We start from the raw sequence: 19,145 nt of genomic DNA, 5'->3' as shown, positions 1-19,145 counted from the left end.
AGTGGTATAAATCACTTTTTTCTCTGATTTCGTAATTTAATTACAAAATTACACTTAAACAGAAACAAAACAAACAAAGTGAAAACAAAAAATTAACTCAGCATAGTTTGCTACACTTGCTTTATGATGTTTTGTCGATGAATTCCACAGATCATTTATACTTTTTTTACGCTTTCAGGAACCTTTTAATAACTTCTTTGTATGGTATTTCTATGCTGTAACAGACTATTTCTTAAAGAAATAAGCAAGGAGATACACCACATGAATATCTTCCTGATCCTTGGCATTTTTCTGGTGACGCTATTGCTGGGCTATCTCATTTATGCGTTATTGAATGCGGAGGATTTCTAAATGGCAACATCCGCTTTTTTATTGATTGCCAGTTTCTTGCTCATACTATTTCTATTGGCTAAACCGCTTGGTATCCTGATTGCTCGGCTCGTCGAAGGAGAGCTACCTTACTGGCTAACCAAAACAGAAACCCTCTTATGGCGTTGTTGCGGCATGCAAAAACCGGGCAGCAATGTCAAAGAAATGAACTGGTGGCAGTATGCTCTCACCATTCTCATCTTCAATATCGCCGGATTATTATTACTGTTTACACTGTTGATCAGCCAAGGTCACCTGCCACTGAATCCACAACATTTTGCTGGCATGAGATGGGATCTGGCACTTAATACCGCGATCAGTTTTATCACTAATACCAATTGGCAAGCTTATAGCGGAGAAAATACCCTCAGTTACCTGAGCCAAATGGCCGGATTGACTGTTCAGAATTTTCTGTCTGCGGCAACGGGAATTGCTGTGGCTTTTGCCTTAATGCGGGCACTTTCCCGTCAAGGCACTAAAACAGTAGGAAATGCATGGATAGACATTACACGTATCATTGTATACCTCTTACTTCCGCTTGCAATCATTGTAGCTTTATTCTTTGTCAGCCAAGGGGTTATCCAAAACTTTTCGCCCTATGTCCTTATCCATTCTCTTGAGGGACAACAACAATGGCTCCCTATGGGGCCAGTCGCTTCCCAAGAGGCGATAAAACTGTTAGGAACTAATGGCGGAGGCTTTTTTGGGGCCAACTCAGCCCATCCATTTGAAAACCCAACTTCACTTAGCAACTTTGTCCAGATCCTGGCTATTTTCTTAATTCCTTGTGCATTATGCTTCGCATTCGGTCTGGTTGTTGGCGACAACCGTCAAGGATATGCCCTGCTGTGGGCAATGAGCATCATTTTCATTATTGCCACCAGCGTTGTGATGTATGCCGAAACCACAGGTAATGCCCAACTCATACATCCCAATATCAGTAACCACTTTAATATGGAAGGCAAAGAAGCCCGCTTTGGTATTCTGGCCTCTTCGCTCTATAGCGTTGTGACGACAGCCGCTTCCTGTGGTGCCGTAAATGCGATGCATGACTCCTTTACCGCACTGGGTGGCATGATACCGCTCTGGTTGATGCAAATCGGGGAAGTCATATTCGGTGGGGCAGGTTCTGGTCTTTATGGCATATTACTGTTCGTTCTGCTTGCTGTATTTATTGCGGGCTTAATGATTGGCCGCGCACCAGAATACTTAGGCAAAAAAATCGATGTCTACGATATGAAAATGGTCGCACTGGCAATTTTAATCACACCTTCGCTTGTTTTATTAGGCACGGCGTTGGCAATTTCAATCGATGCAGGCCGCAGCGCTATTGCAAATCCCGGTGCTCATGGTTTCACCGAAGTGCTTTATGCTTTCTCATCCGCAGCCAACAACAACGGCAGTGCCTTTGCCGGACTCAATGCCAATAATATCTTTTACAACCTATTGTTAGGCATCATCATGCTTCTTGGCCGCTTTGGTATCATTCTGCCCGTTCTGGCAATCGCCGGTTCTATGGTTAACAAAAAACGCCAGCCAATTAGCAATGGCACCTTACCGACTTACGGCTCGCTCTTCATTGGACTATTAATTCTGGTCATTTTACTGATTGGTGCCCTTACGTTTATTCCTTCTCTGGCTCTAGGCCCTATCGCAGAACATCTACAACTTTGGCCGTAAGAGTGTGAGGTAGCGCATGAAAAATAAACAACAAGTATTATTTGAACCGACTTTAATTCGCCGTGCACTTATCGATTCGTTAAAAAAATGTCATCCGGCTCAACAATGGCGCAATCCGGTCATGTTCGTCGTTTATGTGGGAAGTTGCCTGACCACCCTCTTATGGATTGGCCTATTAGTGGGACAACTAACGGGTAGCACACTTTTTACTGGTGCCATTGCTCTCTGGTTATGGTTTACCGTACTGTTTGCCAACTTTGCAGAAGCACTGGCTGAAGGACGTAGCAAGGCTCAAGCCTCCAGTCTGAAAGGGGTAAAAAGAACTAATTGGGCAATCAAACTAGCCTCATCCAGCCGTGAGGCCGCAAAAGAAAAAATCACTTCTGACACCTTGCGCAAAGGCGATATTGTATTGGTGGAAGCCGGAGAAATTATTCCTTGTGATGGAGAAGTCCTTGAAGGAGGAGCTTCCGTTGATGAAAGTGCTATTACCGGAGAATCAGCGCCAGTTATCCGCGAATCCGGCGGCGATTTTTCCTCTGTCACTGGTGGGACGCGAGTTTTATCAGATTGGTTAATCGTCGAGTGCACCGTCAATCCGGGAGAAACCTTTTTAGACAGAATGATCTCAATGGTTGAAGGTGCCAGACGACGTAAAACCCCCAATGAAATCGCCCTCACCATTCTGCTCACTGCACTGACCATTATTTTTCTGCTGGTCTGTGTCAGTCTGCTGCCTTTTTCCTTGTTTAGCGTTCAGGCTAACCAATCTGGCGCGCCTATTACACTTACGGTATTGATTGCTTTACTGGTTTGCCTGATCCCCACCACCATTGGTGGATTGCTGTCAGCTATTGGCGTTGCGGGTATGAGCCGGATGTTGGGAGCCAACGTTATTGCTACCAGCGGTCGGGCCGTTGAAGCCGCTGGGGATGTCGATGTTTTGCTACTCGATAAAACGGGCACTATCACACTAGGAAATCGTCAGGCGTCCCAATTTTTACCCGCACCAGGCGTAACGGAACGGCAATTGGCTGATGCAGCTCAACTCTCTTCTCTCGCGGATGAAACACCGGAAGGACGCAGTATCGTGATCCTGGCAAAACAACGTTTCAATATGCGTGAACGCGATCTACGGGAATTAAATGCCACATTTGTCCCCTTCTCCGCAATGACACGCATGAGTGGAGTCAATATTGGTAATCGCATGATCCGCAAAGGCGCGGTCGATGCGATTCGTCGCCATATTGAAGCTAATCACAGCCATTTTCCGGATGTGATTGACCAACTGGTACAGCAAGTTGCACATAAGGGGGAAACACCCTTAGTTGTTGCTGAGAACCAACAAGTTTTGGGTGTTGTTGCCTTAAAAGATATTGTGAAAGGCGGCATTAAAGAGCGCTTCAGTGAAATGCGTAAAATGGGGATCAAGACTGTCATGATCACAGGTGACAATCATCTCACAGCCGCTGCAATTGCCGCCGAAGCAGGCGTTGACGACTTTTTGGCAGAAGCCACTCCCGAAGCGAAACTTGCCCTTATCCGCCAATATCAATCAGAAGGACGTCTGGTTGCCATGACAGGTGATGGTACAAACGATGCACCAGCACTGGCACAAGCAGATGTGGCTGTTGCCATGAATTCAGGCACACAAGCGGCGAAAGAGGCTGGCAATATGGTTGACCTGGATTCCAATCCCACCAAGTTGATCGAAGTTGTCCATATTGGCAAACAGATGCTAATGACCCGCGGCTCCTTAACCACATTCAGTATTGCCAATGATATTGCTAAATATTTTGCCATCATTCCCGCGGCTTTTTCCGTAACGTACCCACAACTTAATGTGTTAAACATCATGCACCTGCATTCTCCAGAATCGGCGGTACTGTCTGCGGTTATCTTCAATGCGATAATCATCATCTTTTTACTACCATTGGCCCTAAAGGGTGTCAGTTATCGCCCAATGAATGCATTGTCACTCTTGCGCCGGAATCTATGGCTCTATGGACTTGGTGGCCTGCTTGTACCTTTTGTGGGTATCAAAATTATTGACATATTGCTCACTGTCTTAATGTTTAACTAACGATCTTTTCACTACAGCATACTTAAAAATCGGTGCTTCAAATAAGGTGATAAAAATGATCTGGTTACGTTCTTCCATTATTCTGTTGGTATTGCTTAGCTTCATCACGGGAATAGCCTATCCATTGCTGGTGACGGGAATAGCAGAATTTTTATTTCCCTATCAGGCTAAAGGATCGCTAATAGAGCAGAATGGCAAACTGGTTGGCGCTGAATTAATTGGTCAGAATTTTACCAAATCCATCTATTTTCATGGGCGACCTTCCATGACAGCTGAAAAACCGTATAACACGCTGTCATCTGGAGGCAGTAACCTCGCAGTAACCAACCCTGAACTAAGCAGCAAAATACACCAAAACATTATCCAGGTACGTTTATTTAACCATCCCGCAACCTATCCAATTCCTGTTGATTTAATCATGGCATCAGGTAGCGGGTTAGATCCCCATATATCCCCTGAAGCGGCAGAATTCCAGGCACAACGAGTGGCGATAGCCCGTCATATGCCACTTGCTATCATCCATAAACTCATTGAGCAACACATTCAATATCCCCTGCTGGAATATATGGGGCAACCCATAGTCAATGTACTGGAACTAAATCTGGCGTTAGATAACCTGGACCCAAAAGGCAGATCAGACTATGGAACACAATGAACCACAGCGCCCTGATCCTGATGAATTGCTGACACTGGCAAACGAAAAGCCCCGCGGTAAACTAAAAATCTTTTTCGGTGCTTGTGCGGGTGTTGGCAAAACGTATGCCATGCTGCAAGAAGCTCAACGGCTGCTGGCACAGGGGCTAGATGTTATTGTCGGTGTTGTTGAAACCCATGATCGATCAGAAACCGCAGCCTTATTAAAAGGGCTACCCCGATTACCAGCTAAATATTTCCGCCATAATGAACGCCGGATAGCGGCATTTGATATTGATGCCGCCCTTGCCCGCCATCCAGCCATTATTCTGATGGATGAACTGGCATTCAGTAACCCTACAGGTTGCCGCCATCCGAAGCGCTGGCAAGATGTCGAAGAATTACTGGAAGCTGGCATTGATGTACTGACTACCATCAATGTGCAACATTTGGAAAGTTTGAATGATGTTGTTGGCGGCATTACCGGTATTCGCGTGCGGGAAACCGTTCCTGACCATATTTTTGATCAGGCCGATGATGTTGTTCTGGTCGATCTTCCACCTGATGATTTGCGTCAACGGCTCAATGACGGCAAGGTTTATATTTCAGGTCAGGCCGAACGTGCCATTGAACATTTTTTTCGCAAAGGGAACCTGATTGCCCTGCGTGAATTGGCGTTACGCCGCACGGCAGACCGCGTAGATGACCAAATGCGCGCTTTTCGTGATACGCGAGGAAAAGAACCCGTATGGCATACGCAAGAGAATTTACTACTGTGCATTGGCTACAACGCCGGCAATGAAAAACTGGTTCGAAAAGCCGCTCGCCTGGCAGCAAAACTCAACTGCACCTGGCATGCTGTTTACGTTGAAACCCCCAAACTACATCGATTGCCAGAAGGCAAACGACGTACCATTTTGCAAGCCTTAAAGCTAGCACAAGACCTGGGCGCTGAAACCGCAACACTCTCTGATTCCGATGAAGAAAAAGCCGTCCTGCGCTACGCCAGAGAGCATAATCTGGGTAAAATCCTTATTGGCCGCTATTACAATTCACAGGTAAATTTCTTCGGCTTTAAATGGTATCGTGACTTTTCAGAGCGTCTGGGAAAGCTCGGTCCTGATTTAGATTTGATTATTGTTGCGTTGGAAGATAAAAAAAACGGTGACAAAGAGCCAAAAGATAACCGAACCTTCAATGATAAATGGCGAGTCCCTATTCAGGGTTTTTTGATGGCTATCGTACTCTGTGCCCTCATTACCCTCTTTTCCCGCACTTTCTTGCTGACCCTTGACAAAGCCAACCTGGTAGCGCTTTATCTGCTCGGTGTTGTCATTATCGCGCTGTTTTATGGTCGTTGGCCATCTGTCTTTGCTGCTTTTGTCAATGTCATTAGTTTTGATCTTTTCTTTGTCCAACCACGTTGGTCATTGGAAGTCAAAAACATTCAATATCTGCTCACACTGGCCGTCATGCTGATTGTCGGGGCAGTTGTTGGCAACCTTACCGCAGGTATACGCTATCAAGCCAGAGTAGCGCGTTATCGCGAACAAAGAACACGGCACCTATATGAAATAACCCGTACACTGAGCAAGGCTCTGAATGAAGAGGATGTAGCGCGTATCAGCTATTACTTTCTATCCAACAGCTTTCAGGCAAAAACAGGTCTGCTGCTGCCAGATAACAATCAGCGTTTATATCAAGTGAAATCCCATAATGGTGGTCAGATGCAGATCGATGAAGCGATCGCCAAATGGTGTTTTGAGAAAAAACAACCTGCCGGAGCGGGTACTGATACATTACCCGGCGTCCCTTATCAATTATTGCCTATCGCTACGCCCTCGCAGGTTTTTGCTGTTCTTGCCATTGAATCCCCTAACCAGCGCCAGTTACTAGTACCGGAACAACAGCGGCTATTACAAATCTTCACGGGACTTATTGCCAATGCGCTGGAACGCTTGCACCTGACCCGTAGCGCAGAATCTGCCAGGTTAGAAACTGAGCGGGAACAACTGCGTAATTCATTGCTGGCAGCCCTATCTCACGACTTACTTACTCCGTTGACTGTACTATTCGGGCAGGCTGAAATACTGATGTTGGATTTATCGACAGAAAATTCGCCCCATACCCAACAAGTTAATCAAATTCGCCAGCAAATTCTCAGCCTTTCTCGACTGGTCAATAACCTGCTTGATATGGCACGACTACAATCAGGTGGCATTCAACTTAACCTTGAATGGTGTCCACTGGAAGAAATTGTCAGCAGTGCCTTGCGTTCTTTGGAACATACCCTCAATCGCAATACTGTAGCACTTTCTTTACCCAACAATGTATTGCTGCATTGTGATGCCGCCTTACTGGAACGTGTTTTTATCAACCTGCTGGAAAATACCATTAAATACACCAGTGAACAGACTCCTTTAGGCATACAAGCTACTATCGAGAAAAAAGCTGCTCAAAAACAGGTGCATATTGAAATCTGGGATGCAGGCACAGGAATTCCACCAGAACAAAAAAAACTGATTTTTGATAAATTCTCACGCACCAGTAAAGAATCAGCGATACCTGGTATCGGGCTAGGTCTAGCGATCTGCCAATCCATTATTGAAATCCACGGTGGAAAGATATGGGCAGCTAATAATCAAAAAGGGGGAACCAGTTTTCATTTTCTTCTGCCGTTGCAAGATCCACCAGATTTACATGGGGCATCTACGGCAAAAACCTGAAACCGCTTCGCCCCCTAAGCATCTCGGTATTAAAAGTAATTAAATATTTCTTAACTTCGTTATTTCCTGCGAACAGGCAAACCTGTACCACGAATTCCTTCTTGTGGCAAAACCAACACGGCTGCTGACCATGCAGGCATGGTTACTTCACCATTTTCTGTGATTCGTATTCCTGCAGCCAAAGACGCTTTGCCTAATTCATGTTGAATATCATTTAATCTCAGCCCCTCGGCATTAAGATCTTTGACAGTCACAGACCAGGGTGCAGCATTAATGACGACGACCAAACCATCAAACCGCAAATCACGATCACCCGATGTCAGATTGCCATCATCAATCGTCATGACCAGTAAACCAGGTTGCTGGTGAGGACCAACATTAATAAAATTAATACGCTCCCTGACAGCAGCACCTTCGCCAAGTGTCATCAGCGGCGAAAATTGACGTAATCTCAGTAGTTCCTGATAAAACGCCATCATCTGTAATAGTTCATTTTGGCTTGGTTTTTCCACCTGATTTTTGACCCGATTAATCAGTGGATAATTTTTGCCATCATTACCGCGTTCAGGTAACCCTACGTCATAATTATTGTCTTTATAGTCATAACTAACACGATTAAACCAATCACCCGCATTATAAGAATCGCGGGTAAATGATTTTGAACGCAATAACTCTGACCCTTGTTGATCAAAAGCCAGGCCTTGCCCAAGGAATACTGTTGCCAGGGAGATCGCCTGCATACGAACTCTCGTCAGCAAATCTGCTTCTTGGGCAGCTTTATAGCTAATAATATCCCACAATGTTTGATTATCGTGTTTAGAGACATAATTCACTACTTCAATGGGATCTAATGCATAACCCGCAGCGGTGCCCTTATAATCAATTTCCCTGCCGGTTTTCACCTTTCCATCTTTATCGATCATGATGAAATCCGCCAAATTACCCGCCATACCAAGACGGACCAGATCCCATAAATGACGAACCTTATCGGCATCTAAGAGAGAAATTTCGTTCGGTAATATTTCGGCACCATTTCCTGCCCCCTGATTACTACGAATACTGTCGGCAACATCAAAAGGCCCGCCTCCACGTACCGCATCTCGTAATCGGTCAGAGAAAGTTCCAATGCCACTCCCCTTAAGATTAACTTGTGATGCGGTTTCAAACCGATCATCCTGCCCAGAATTCCAGCCCTCGCCGAAAAAGTAGATCGATGGGTTAATCGCCCGAACTTTTTCCAGTGCCGATATAATCTGCGCTTTGGGGTGATAACCCATTAAATCGAATCGAAACGCATCTATCTTATAATCTTTAACCCAGGTTACCAGTGAGTCTGCAATCAATTTGGCAAACATACGATGTTCAGGCGCAGTGTCAGAGCAACAGGTATTATTTTCTACATTGCCTGTTATTTCATCTAAACGGTGGTAATACCAGGGCACGATCTTATCCAATACCGACGTTCGGGACACAGGACCCGCCGCATCGGTATGGTTGTAGACAACATCCATGATCACATTCATACCCAATTGCTGTTTGATAGCCTGTATCATGGAGCGAAACTCTTTTATACGACCGGAACCTTCCGGATCAGTGGCATAAGAGCCTTCCGGTACTGAATAGTGAAACGGATCGTAACCCCAGTTATAGGAATCCGTCTTTGCCACCATCGTATTTAATTCTTGTACCTGCGGATTATTGATATTGTCATCGCGCCGCAATTGCTGCAAAACCTCCCGTACAGTCAATGTGCTATCGCAATAACCCGCAAAACGGTTATTTTTCACCATTGGATTGACCTGACACAGACGTTTAAAAGAGTGATCAAGATCAGCCACCTGATGGCTAAATTCATTAACAGAGGCAATATCAAACACAGGCAATAACTCCATATGAGTCATTCCCGCCTGATTCAACGCCTTAAGATGTTTGAACATATCGCTGTTCTTGGCGGTTAGTGCCAGATATTTACCACGCCAATCTGCGGGTATTGTGCTGTCTGCCACGGAAAGATCACGGATATGCGCTTCATAGATGGTCATGCGGGCAATATCCGTTGGTGTATTTTGCGGATGCGGCATCAACAGGTTATCCCAATTTTGTGGTTTCAGTGACGCATCATCCAAATTGACAACCTGGCTATATTCAGAATTCGTAGACAGGCTATAAGAATAGGGATCGGTCACTTCATAACGTTCCACATTGCGGGAATCTGGGTGGTAGACTTTTAAGGCATAACGATAGTAAGCACCAATCAATTTCTTGTTACCTTGCCAGAACCAGGAACCACTTGCGGCATCGCGCTGCATTGTATGATTGGCAATAATCTGCTTATCTTGATTATAAATCATCAGGCCAACCTCTTGGGCAGTCGGTGCCCACAAGCGGAAAATGACGCCTTTGTCATCTATCCGTGCCCCATATTCCAGCTTATCAGCGGCATCGGCAAAACGATCATCCAACACACCCGCCGTTTGTACTTGAGTTGCTGATATTAACAAACCTTGCTCATCAGCAGCCAAAGCCACCAAATCACCCGTCAGAAGAAGATCAATATCCGTTTCTTCTGGTAGACGGAACGCCGCCCATTTTGCCAGATGGGGAAACTTCCTTGCCGTCTCCTGGCTTAAGTTTGTCGGGGTTAATGTCAGATAGTCATCGGTAAAATAACCTTGCTCATTAGCTTCTACCTTATTGTTGTGATTGTAATATAGGCGAACAATAGGCTGACCTGCTCCACCTGACCATAATAATGTTTGTCGATCAACCCAATGTGCGGAGGCGTGAGAAATTTCTGGTTCAGAACGACAACGATAGATTTGTTCACTGTCGGATATTTGCTTCAAACTATGTGCCATCAGTTCCTCCTGGGTTTTAAATGAATGATTTTTATTTGGGATACAACGCTGTTGTGCGCAACTTGCAAGTAATAAAACAAATAGACTGCTGAATACAATAAAATAAACTTTTCTCCAAAAGTCAGATTTCATAGCAAAACCTTTTTAATAGAAAGATCACATCAACGCTATTTTTAATAAAAATGAAAATAATGATTAAACATTGTATTAGATAAACTCACCTCATCCTTTATTAATAAATATCAGGAGTAGGATAAAGGATGAGTTACCCTCTGTGATATTCATCAATTGTACTTTCACATGATTAAAAGTTGTGGCAATTTGAAAAATATATACCAATCTAACTTCAAGATAATAAGACGTATATTGTAAGACAATTGGTATATACTCATTAAACTTCAAGTTGCAATTTACAACACGATATGAAACCTGATTTCTCCCCGCTTCGCGGGGAAAAATCACACGCATTTTGAAGTTAGATTGGTATATAAACATTACCTTTCAAGTTGCTCATTATAAGGTAACAATATGCATCTTGAAGTGAGATGAGTATAGTGCATAAATATTTTTGGCATTTTAGTGGTATTATGCATATTCAGAACAACAAAATTAGCCTATGATGCATTCCTCTGATACCACACGCTAATATCAAACACAAGGTTAATTGAATATGAGTACATGGCTGATTTATGCCCTACTCTCTGCGCTAACGGCTGCGCTGGTCGCTATCTTTGGAAAAATTGGGTTGCAAAATTTAGATGCTAATACGGCAACTGCCATTCGTGCTGTTATTATGGCACTGTTTTTGACAGGCGTTGTCATTGTGCAGGGGAAATTGAATCTTATCAGCGAAATTCTCGCTAATCGCAAAGCACTTCTGTTTATCCTATTAAGTGGTATTGCCGGAGCACTCTCCTGGCTATTCTATTTTCTGGCGATCAAACATGGCAACGTTTCCCAAGTTGCTCCTGTCGATAAATTGAGCGTGGTATTTGCAGTCATTCTGGCGGTAATTCTATTTGGCGAGAAAATTTCTCTGGTGACTTGTGGTGGTATCGTGCTGATTACCCTGGGTGCTTTGATGGTTGCTTTAGGATAAACACAAAGAAGCCGCAGCAATCGCTACGGCTTGTATTTTTAACCTGCAGCAAATACCTGATTGACGATGTCCTGAGCCTCTTGTTCAATTTTTTCACGATGCTCCGCACCAAGGAAGCTTTCGCAATAGATTTTATAGGCTTCTTCCGTACCAGAAGGACGGGCGGCAAACCAACCATTATCACTCATCACTTTCAAGCCACCAATGGAAGCGCCATTCCCCGATGCGGTGGTTAAACGGGCGGTAATCGGATCACCTGCCAATATATCGGCCTTAACCATTTCCGGTGATAGTTTGGCCAATAATGCCTTTTGCTGATGCGTCGCCGGAGCCTGAATACGGCTATAACTTGGTGTACCAAATTTAGCAGCTAGTTTGTCGTAGCGTTGCTGTGGGTTCTCACCGGTAATTGCCGTCATCTCAGCCGCCAACAAGCACAGAATGATACCATCTTTATCGGTTGACCATGGCGTGCCATCAAAGCGCAGGAAAGATGCCCCAGCACTTTCTTCTCCACCAAAGCCTAATTCGCCTTTATAAAGTCCATCCACAAACCATTTAAAACCGACGGGAACTTCCACTAATTCACGCCCCAGATCAGTTACAACACGATCAATCATGGCGCTGGAAACCAGAGTCTTACCCACCGCGATATTTTGCGGCCATTGTGGGCGGTGGCGGAATAGGTAATCGACAGCTGTTGCCAGATAATGGTTAGGATTCATCAAACCCGCCGGCGTAATAATCCCATGACGGTCATAGTCAGGGTCATTGGCAAAGGCTAAATCAAATTTACCACGCAGCTCCAGCAACCCTGCCATTGCCCAACGGGATGAACAATCCATACGGATCACACCATCATGATCCAGTGTCATAAAACGAAATGTCTGATCGACCTTATCATTAACCAATGTCAGATCGAGATTGTAATATTCCCCAATCCGCTGCCAATAGGCAATCCCTGAGCCACCCAGTGGGTCAATGCCAATCTTTAGGCCTGCCTGCTGGATCGCTGTCATATCCACCACTTCACCCAGTGTAGTGACATAAGGATCGATCAAATCTTGGGGATGCAGGTATTCACTTTTTAATGCCTGTTCATAAGGCAGGCGCTTGATCCCATTAAGACCAGAAGCCAGTAATTCATTTGCACGCTGTTCAATGATTGCCGTCAAATCGGTATCGGCTGGCCCGCCGTTAGGTGGATTATATTTAATACCACCGTCTTCTGGTGGGTTATGGGATGGCGTGATCACGATACCATCAGCCAAACTTTTTCCCTGACGGTTATGACATAAGATGGCATGAGAAATAGCAGGAGTCGGTGTAAACCCATTATTTTCCTGCACAATGACATCCACTCCGTTCGCCGTTAACACTTCCAATACGGAGATAAATGCCGCTTCTGAAAGCGCATGAGTATCTTTACCCACATAACATGGCCCAGTAATCCCATGTTGCGAACGCACTTCCACAATGGCTTGAGAAATAGCCAGAATATGTGTTTCGTTAAAGCTATTGCGTCCAGAACTGCCACGATGGCCGGAAGTACCAAATTTAACCTTATGGGCTGGATTTTCAGGATGGGGTTGTAAGGTGTAATACTGTGAAGTGAGTTGAGCAATATTGATTAAATCATGCTGCTGAGCGAGCTGCCCTGCTCTTGGATGAATGGCCACTTTATTATTTCTCCTGGGAGACCGCACTGGATTATCGCCAGCGCGGTACTAATAAGCTAATCAATTGTATTAGTAGTAGAATTAAATAGTACCACACACTTTTTCAATCAAATTTGCCGGAAACTTCATATCCTGCATGATATGTTCGATCATGCTGCGTTTACGGTCAGTGTTGGTATTGGTGATCACCCAAAAAGGCGTACCAGGAACATGGCGTGGCTTCGTTTGCTTACCACTCGCCAATAACGTGTGCTCATCACCGGCGAAATAGGTACGAGTACGGCCATGCATCGTTTCTGTTGCTTTGGAAAAACCCTCGCTGTTCAAGCTATACAGGGTAGACAGGACCAACATAAAGCGTTCAACTGATTTTTTCTTTTCAGCGTACTCATCCGAAAGCAATAATTCACGAATAACGCGAACAGCATCACGGGAATGAGTAACTGGAGTTTTAACAACGGGTGCAGGGTCGTTGGCAGGCTCTGTAATTTGTACTGGCTGCCCGGCGTCTAACTTCAATATGCGCCGTAAAATATCAGATGCACTTTCACCGATATGCAGAGTTTGGCTTGCAATAAAGCGGTAAAGTTCTTCATCAACTTCTATCGTTTTCATTTCTATCCAGTACTGTTCTTAATGAAAAAATTATCTTGGGATTATAAGATATAATGCCACAAAACAAAACAATTAAACTTTCAATAACTTAAAGTGATTCTTTTTAAAATAGAGAATCTTTAGGAAAGTCACTTTCCTTTAAAATAAATCAATTAGTTACAACTATTTCATCCCATTGAGTTTGTCAAAGCTCACGTGTCATGATATTAAGCATCTCAATATTAAACATGGTATATACCAATCTAACTTCAAGATGCGTGTGATTTCTCCTCAGTTCACGGGAAGAAATCAGGTTTCATCGCGTATTGTAAATGGCAACTTGAAGTTTAATGCGTATAAATGGTATTAAATTCAGGCAAATCATGAAGACAAATTGTCAATTAAATTATCATCTTCACACTGTAGAAAACCTGCAATCTTCAACGCCCATTGTCTTGATTCATGGGCTTTTTGGCGATTTAAACAATTTGGGAGTATTGGGGCGGGAGCTACAGCAACATTATCCGGTGATTCAAATTGATGTACGTAACCACGGTATTTCACCACGTATGGAAAATATGGATTATCGCGATATGGCACAGGATGTCCTGGCACTGCTTGATGAGCTAACCGTGTCCAAGGCTATTATTATAGGGCATTCCATGGGTGGCAAAATCGCCATGAGCATGACGGCTATTGCGCCAGAGCGGATTGAAAAAATCGTGGTGATTGATATGGCTCCTGTCGCTTATCTGGTTCGCCGTCATGACAGCATTTTCACCGCACTGAACAAAGTCGTAGCCGCCGGTGTACAAACCCGACAAGCAGCGGCAGATATTATGCGCCAGGATATTCAGGAAGAAGGTGTTATTCCGTTTTTACTGAAATCATTCCATCAAGGGGAATGGAAATTCAATCTTCCCGTTTTACAAAAAGAGTATGAAAAGATTATCGGTTGGGAAACTATTCCTGCATGGCATAATCCCGCCCTATTTATCCGTGGTGGAAATTCAGATTATATTAATGAAGAATACCGAGAAGAGATTATCAGCCAATTCCCACAAGCAACCGCATGGGTTGTGGCCGGTTGTGGGCATTGGGTACATGCAGAAAAGCCTGAAGCTGTACTCCGAGCCATTCATCGCTTTTTAGGTACAAAATAATGACCAATATCAACCCATATTCCGATGGGTTGATAAAAAAAAGAGTCAATATAAAAATAATTATATCCAATTCATTACTGGCGCCTTAATATACAACAAAGGAAACAGTCAGTCATTATTACACCAATATTAAATAATGTATTCTACAAAAAAATAAAATATCTTAATTTTAATTAAGGACATCATTATGAAAGATAACATCTTATATAATCCTATTGCTCATCTCTACGAAGATTTTTCAGACTCTAGCCCTCAAATAAAAATAGTAGCTCGTACCCTCCTCAATCTGGCAGGGGATGTAAAAGGAAAATCGGTATTAGATTTAGGATGTGGATATGGCTTATTTAGTCGGGAATTCAGAAACCATGGCGCTTCAAAAGTAATTGGTGTTGATATATCAGATAAGATGATAGAAATTGCTAAAAACAAATCGCAACAATATGGCGATGATATAGAATATCATATCAGGGATGTCAGCAAAATGGAGTCATTTGGCAAATTTGACCTGATCGTTGCCGCCTGGTTATTTTGCCATGCGGAATCACTTGAACAACTTGAAAGTATGTTTCGTGTCATTGCGGATCATCTTAAACCTTCCGGTAAACTCATTGCTTATACATTTGACCCCGATTATCGTTTAGAAAAAGGGAACTATGAAAATTATTGCATAAAGGTTTTAAGTGAAGAGCCTGTGAAAGATACAACTCTTGTGAGGGCTGAATTTCTTACTACCCCACCCAGCCCTTTTACTATGCATCGTTGGAGCCATGATCAATATAAAAACGCCATCACTAAGGCAGGATTAAAATTCGAGTGGCATAAACCCATGCTATTGGAAAGTGACATTGAAAGTTATCCCCCAGGTTTTTGGGATGATTTCCAAAGAAATTGCATTGATGCAGCTTTTGTTTGTCAATTATAACAAAATAATCCCCCTCTATTTTAGGGAGGTGATTATACCCTGTTGTATTTTTCTATTGTATTATTTAATAACTATACCAATCGCCTTTCAATATGCGTCTTATATCTCCTCGCGTAGCGGGGAGATAATAAACAATCACATTGATTTTCAAGCGGAAACTTGAAGTTTAATGCGTATATATCCCTCAAAAACTCTCATTATAAACACAACATAACCTCCTCGTAAAAACAACCTTACTCATTATTCTTATTAATAAAAATCATTATAACAATATCCTTTCGTATAAGCTTTTTTGTGATTGAAAAATAAACAATTCTCTGGTTAATAATATGCTTGAAATAATAAGTAAACTTATATTTCTTTAATTTTTTATTTTAAATAGGTTTTCATAATACTGAGAGTATCAGATGTTGGAGTTCCTTACCCCGTGCGGGGGTAAGGAGTACTCCTATCATTTTGAAACGCTATTTAATAATTACATAATAAATGAGAATCATATGAACATTTTAAATAATAACACAGCAATTTCTAACTACACATCAGCAGCGTTACATTTACTTAATCAAACAATGGGGTATTCTTATCAAGCGGCGCTTCGTGCTGCCGCAGTTCTGGGTGTAGCCGATCATTTGAGCGATGGGCCAAAAACAGTGAATGAACTTGCCAAAACTGTCGGCGCCCAGGAGCAACAACTACACCGAGTTCTGCGGTTGCTCGCCACACGGAATATCTTTCGTGAAACCGAAGAAAATCGGTTTTCACTCACACCAGCCGCAGAGTTCCTGCGCAAAGACACACACCACTCCCTCCGAGCTGCAGTACTGATGCTGACTGACAGGACATTTTGGCAACCTCTTGGTGAGATTGTCGAAAGTGTCCGCGGCAATCCCGCCTTCAAACACCTCTACGGACTTCCTTTCTTTGATTATTGGGCGCAGAAGGACACACCGGCTGATGATTTTCACGCCGGCATGTCTTCAATGTCTAAAGTGGAAAATCTGTTTCTCGTGAACAGTTATGACTTTCCGAAAAATGCGACCGTTGTCGATATCGCTGGTGGATTTGGTGGCCTGTTATTAAGCGTATTACAGGCTAATACCACTCTGCGAGGGATCCTTTTCGACCAACCACACGTACTGGCCAGACATCAACTTGACGCGTTAGGTGACGATACACGTTGGGAGATTACTTCTGGCGACTTTTTCGAGTCATGTCCACAGGGCGATATCTATCTGCTCAAGTACATTATGCACGACTGGCCTGATGAGCAATGTATACGCATCCTACGTAACTGCCGACAAGCGATGTCCCCTGACGGCCGAGTGCTAATCATGGATCCGGTCATCCCTAATGGCAACGTTTCGCACTCAGGTAAGGAAATGGATCTCCTCTGCATGGGGATCTACGAAGGGGGACGCGAACGCACAGAAGATGAGCTACGACAATTGCTGGCTAACGCAGATTTGAAACTCAATCGCGTTATTGATACAGGTTGTTATATTTCGATTGTCGAAGCCATTGCAGGATGAAAGCCTTTGCTTAAGTCAGCCGAATAAAACGTCCTTAATTTCAATATATTTAAAATATAGGAAATGATGATGTCTTTTCAAAAAAGAAGTCTTGCGATTGTCGGAGGCGGGGCTGCGGGCGTGGCAACATTCATCGCAGCAGTGCAACATCGTGTGGCACAAACCATTTATATTATTGCGCCTGGGGCTGTTGGCCCCGGTATGGCCTTTTTCAATCTAGATGGTGATATCCTCTGCAATACCTCAGTTGATACCATGTCCGTCGTGGCAGATAACCCTCTGGATTTTCTGGATTATCTGCATAAACGTGGGCATACCGTTACACCGGAATCTTTCGTACCGCGCCAATGGGTAGGAAATTATCTGAATGAAAAGTTTCTGGAATTTAACACTATCGCTCTCAAGATCGGAATCGATGTTTTCCATATACCCTATGTATTTAAGGGGTTAAAAATCAATTCACATCGGTATTATACGCTCTGGTACGGTGATACCTTGACACCTCAATCGCTGGAAGTAACTGATGTCATTTTTTGTACAGGCTTCGGCGCTTCTCGACTCCCTGAAGTGTTGAAACCCCACTTGGCTCATCCAACTTTTATTCACTGTCCCTATCCAGAGCAGGATATGTTAGCCAGAATACCCTCGCAATCGCGGGTATTGGTTATCGGCAGTAAACTTTCAGCCATCGATGCGGCGATTCTTCTCTGCCGTGAAGGCCATCGTGTCACCATGACATCGCCATCAGGAGATATTCCCGCTGTGCGTTCGCGGTTTATACGAAGCCCTGGAGCCTTCTTTGAGCATGAAAACATAATGTCGATAATGACCCGTAAGGGAAATCAATCGAACCATTTTTTTCCTGATTCATTGAAACGTGCATATCTAAAATATTTCTATCGCGCACTCAACAAATACACCAAGATACCCTGGCGAGAACAGTTTTCTAATGCCAATAGTTATCGTGAACGTCTGCGTGAAGAAATAGCTATTGCCGAGCAAGGAAAGAGTCAATGGCAAGACATGATAGTCAATTTCATGGATGTCATTAATGAAGTGCATTTAAATGATAAAACCTATTTCGACGGTTCATTTCATCCCAACGTCGAAAAAATGCTTCATCGATATATCACTGCCATAGCTTTGCCCAATGCACGCAAGCTCCTGCATTATATGGATGAGGATTCTCTGATCATCCAGCAAGGAGAAATTCTAAATGTTGTTATAGAGGAAGGAGAGGCTAATACCTGGTTAGTCAACTTAGGGCAGGATTATCAACCGTTTGATGCTGTTGTCGCTGCCGTTGGTTATCACCAACCTGACTTTGTCATTAACGAGGATGGGAAACTTGAGATTGACACTCACGGCCAGCATTCAGAGCGCGCCATATCAATCTCGCCAGAAATGGTCGCCATCCACCCTGACCTTAAGGAAAAGGAAAGCATTTGGTTTGTCGGAACGCCTGCGCACAAGCGGTTATGGGTGCCTAATGCCCTCGTCGTGGTAGCGAATATTGCAACCAAGGTGATTAAGAATATGTTACGCATCGATATTCAGGCCCCATCTGCTGTTGACAACCATGAAAAAGAGCTAGAAATCAGCACATAATTTTAACCCGTTCGTCTGACATGGATTTTCCTTAAGGTTTTAATACCGAAGAGGAAGATCCATGTTAAGCATAGTTCATACAATCAGTGGCTTTGTTGAATAACAATCCATGAAATAGCTGATATCATCAAATACAAAATCGTTTAATCTAAACTATACCAATCATCTTTCAAGATACGTCTTATATCTCCCCGCTACGCGG

13 protein-coding genes are annotated in these 19,145 nt (G+C 43.6%); 10 read left to right on the top strand and 3 right to left on the bottom strand.

Annotated features, from left to right (window positions below; genetic code table 11):
- Positions 1 to 261: 261 nt before the first annotated feature.
- From kdpF to kdpD, 5 genes are read left to right on the top strand one after another with little or no spacing between them, the layout of a single operon-like run.
- Complete coding sequence (kdpF, locus tag WDV75_RS07265; protein WP_065814091.1) at positions 262 to 351, top strand: K(+)-transporting ATPase subunit F; 90 nt, start codon at positions 262 to 264, stop codon at positions 349 to 351.
- On the top strand, positions 352 to 2,049 hold the full coding sequence (kdpA, locus tag WDV75_RS07260; RefSeq protein ID WP_273558249.1) for a potassium-transporting ATPase subunit KdpA: 1,698 nt from the start codon (positions 352 to 354) through the stop codon (positions 2,047 to 2,049).
- Between the two features lie 16 nt (positions 2,050 to 2,065).
- The gene (kdpB, locus tag WDV75_RS07255; protein ID WP_273558248.1) at positions 2,066 to 4,132 is read left to right on the top strand and encodes a potassium-transporting ATPase subunit KdpB; all 2,067 of its coding nucleotides are present in this window, start codon (positions 2,066 to 2,068) and stop codon (positions 4,130 to 4,132) included.
- 55 nt (positions 4,133 to 4,187) lie between these two features.
- Positions 4,188 to 4,787: a potassium-transporting ATPase subunit KdpC gene (kdpC, locus tag WDV75_RS07250; RefSeq protein ID WP_273558247.1), complete on the top strand. Its 600-nt coding sequence runs from the start codon at positions 4,188 to 4,190 to the stop codon at positions 4,785 to 4,787.
- A complete protein-coding gene (kdpD, locus tag WDV75_RS07245) occupies positions 4,774 to 7,491 on the top strand; it encodes a two-component system sensor histidine kinase KdpD (protein WP_273558246.1) in 2,718 nt (905 codons plus the stop codon). The genes kdpC and kdpD overlap by 14 nt, the downstream gene beginning before the upstream one ends.
- Before the next feature lie 59 nt (positions 7,492 to 7,550).
- Here kdpD and pulA read toward each other — a convergent pair whose 3' ends face one another.
- Positions 7,551 to 10,349, bottom strand: a complete 2,799-nt coding sequence (gene pulA / locus WDV75_RS07240; protein WP_273558245.1) for a pullulanase-type alpha-1,6-glucosidase — start codon at positions 10,347 to 10,349, stop codon at positions 7,551 to 7,553.
- Between the two features lie 670 nt (positions 10,350 to 11,019).
- On the opposite strand from pulA, the gene WDV75_RS07235 reads away from it, so the two are divergent.
- Positions 11,020 to 11,448, top strand: a complete 429-nt coding sequence (locus tag WDV75_RS07235) for an EamA family transporter (protein WP_189758103.1) — start codon at positions 11,020 to 11,022, stop codon at positions 11,446 to 11,448.
- A 38-nt stretch (positions 11,449 to 11,486) separates the two neighbouring features.
- Here the strand turns inward: WDV75_RS07235 and pgm are convergent, their stop codons facing one another.
- Both pgm and seqA read right to left on the bottom strand, forming a co-directional pair.
- Positions 11,487 to 13,127 carry a phosphoglucomutase (alpha-D-glucose-1,6-bisphosphate-dependent) gene (gene pgm / locus WDV75_RS07230; RefSeq protein WP_273558244.1) on the bottom strand — a complete coding sequence of 547 codons (1,641 nt, stop codon included), beginning with the start codon at positions 13,125 to 13,127 and terminating at the stop codon, positions 11,487 to 11,489.
- 81 nt (positions 13,128 to 13,208) lie between these two features.
- Positions 13,209 to 13,742 carry a replication initiation negative regulator SeqA gene (gene seqA / locus WDV75_RS07225; RefSeq protein ID WP_273558243.1) on the bottom strand — a complete coding sequence of 178 codons (534 nt, stop codon included), beginning with the start codon at positions 13,740 to 13,742 and terminating at the stop codon, positions 13,209 to 13,211.
- A 362-nt stretch (positions 13,743 to 14,104) separates the two neighbouring features.
- Between seqA and ybfF the strand changes: the two genes are divergently transcribed.
- From ybfF to WDV75_RS07205, 4 genes are all read left to right on the top strand, one after another.
- A complete protein-coding gene (gene ybfF / locus WDV75_RS07220) occupies positions 14,105 to 14,884 on the top strand; it encodes an esterase (RefSeq protein ID WP_273558242.1) in 780 nt (259 codons plus the stop codon).
- Between the two features lie 187 nt (positions 14,885 to 15,071).
- Entirely contained in the window at positions 15,072 to 15,806 is a 735-nt protein-coding gene (locus tag WDV75_RS07215) for a class I SAM-dependent DNA methyltransferase (protein WP_273558241.1), read from the top strand.
- Between the two features lie 497 nt (positions 15,807 to 16,303).
- Positions 16,304 to 17,335 carry a methyltransferase gene (locus WDV75_RS07210; protein WP_420497502.1) on the top strand — a complete coding sequence of 344 codons (1,032 nt, stop codon included), beginning with the start codon at positions 16,304 to 16,306 and terminating at the stop codon, positions 17,333 to 17,335.
- A 69-nt stretch (positions 17,336 to 17,404) separates the two neighbouring features.
- Positions 17,405 to 18,943 (top strand): FAD/NAD(P)-binding protein, encoded by a 1,539-nt coding sequence (locus tag WDV75_RS07205; RefSeq protein WP_273558239.1) that lies wholly within the window; start codon positions 17,405 to 17,407, stop codon positions 18,941 to 18,943.
- The last annotated feature ends 202 nt before the right edge of the window (positions 18,944 to 19,145 follow it).

The organism is Xenorhabdus griffiniae (genome assembly GCF_037265215.1).
GTDB classification, from domain to species: domain Bacteria; phylum Pseudomonadota; class Gammaproteobacteria; order Enterobacterales; family Enterobacteriaceae; genus Xenorhabdus; species Xenorhabdus griffiniae.
This window is presented reverse-complemented; position numbering and strand designations above follow the sequence as displayed.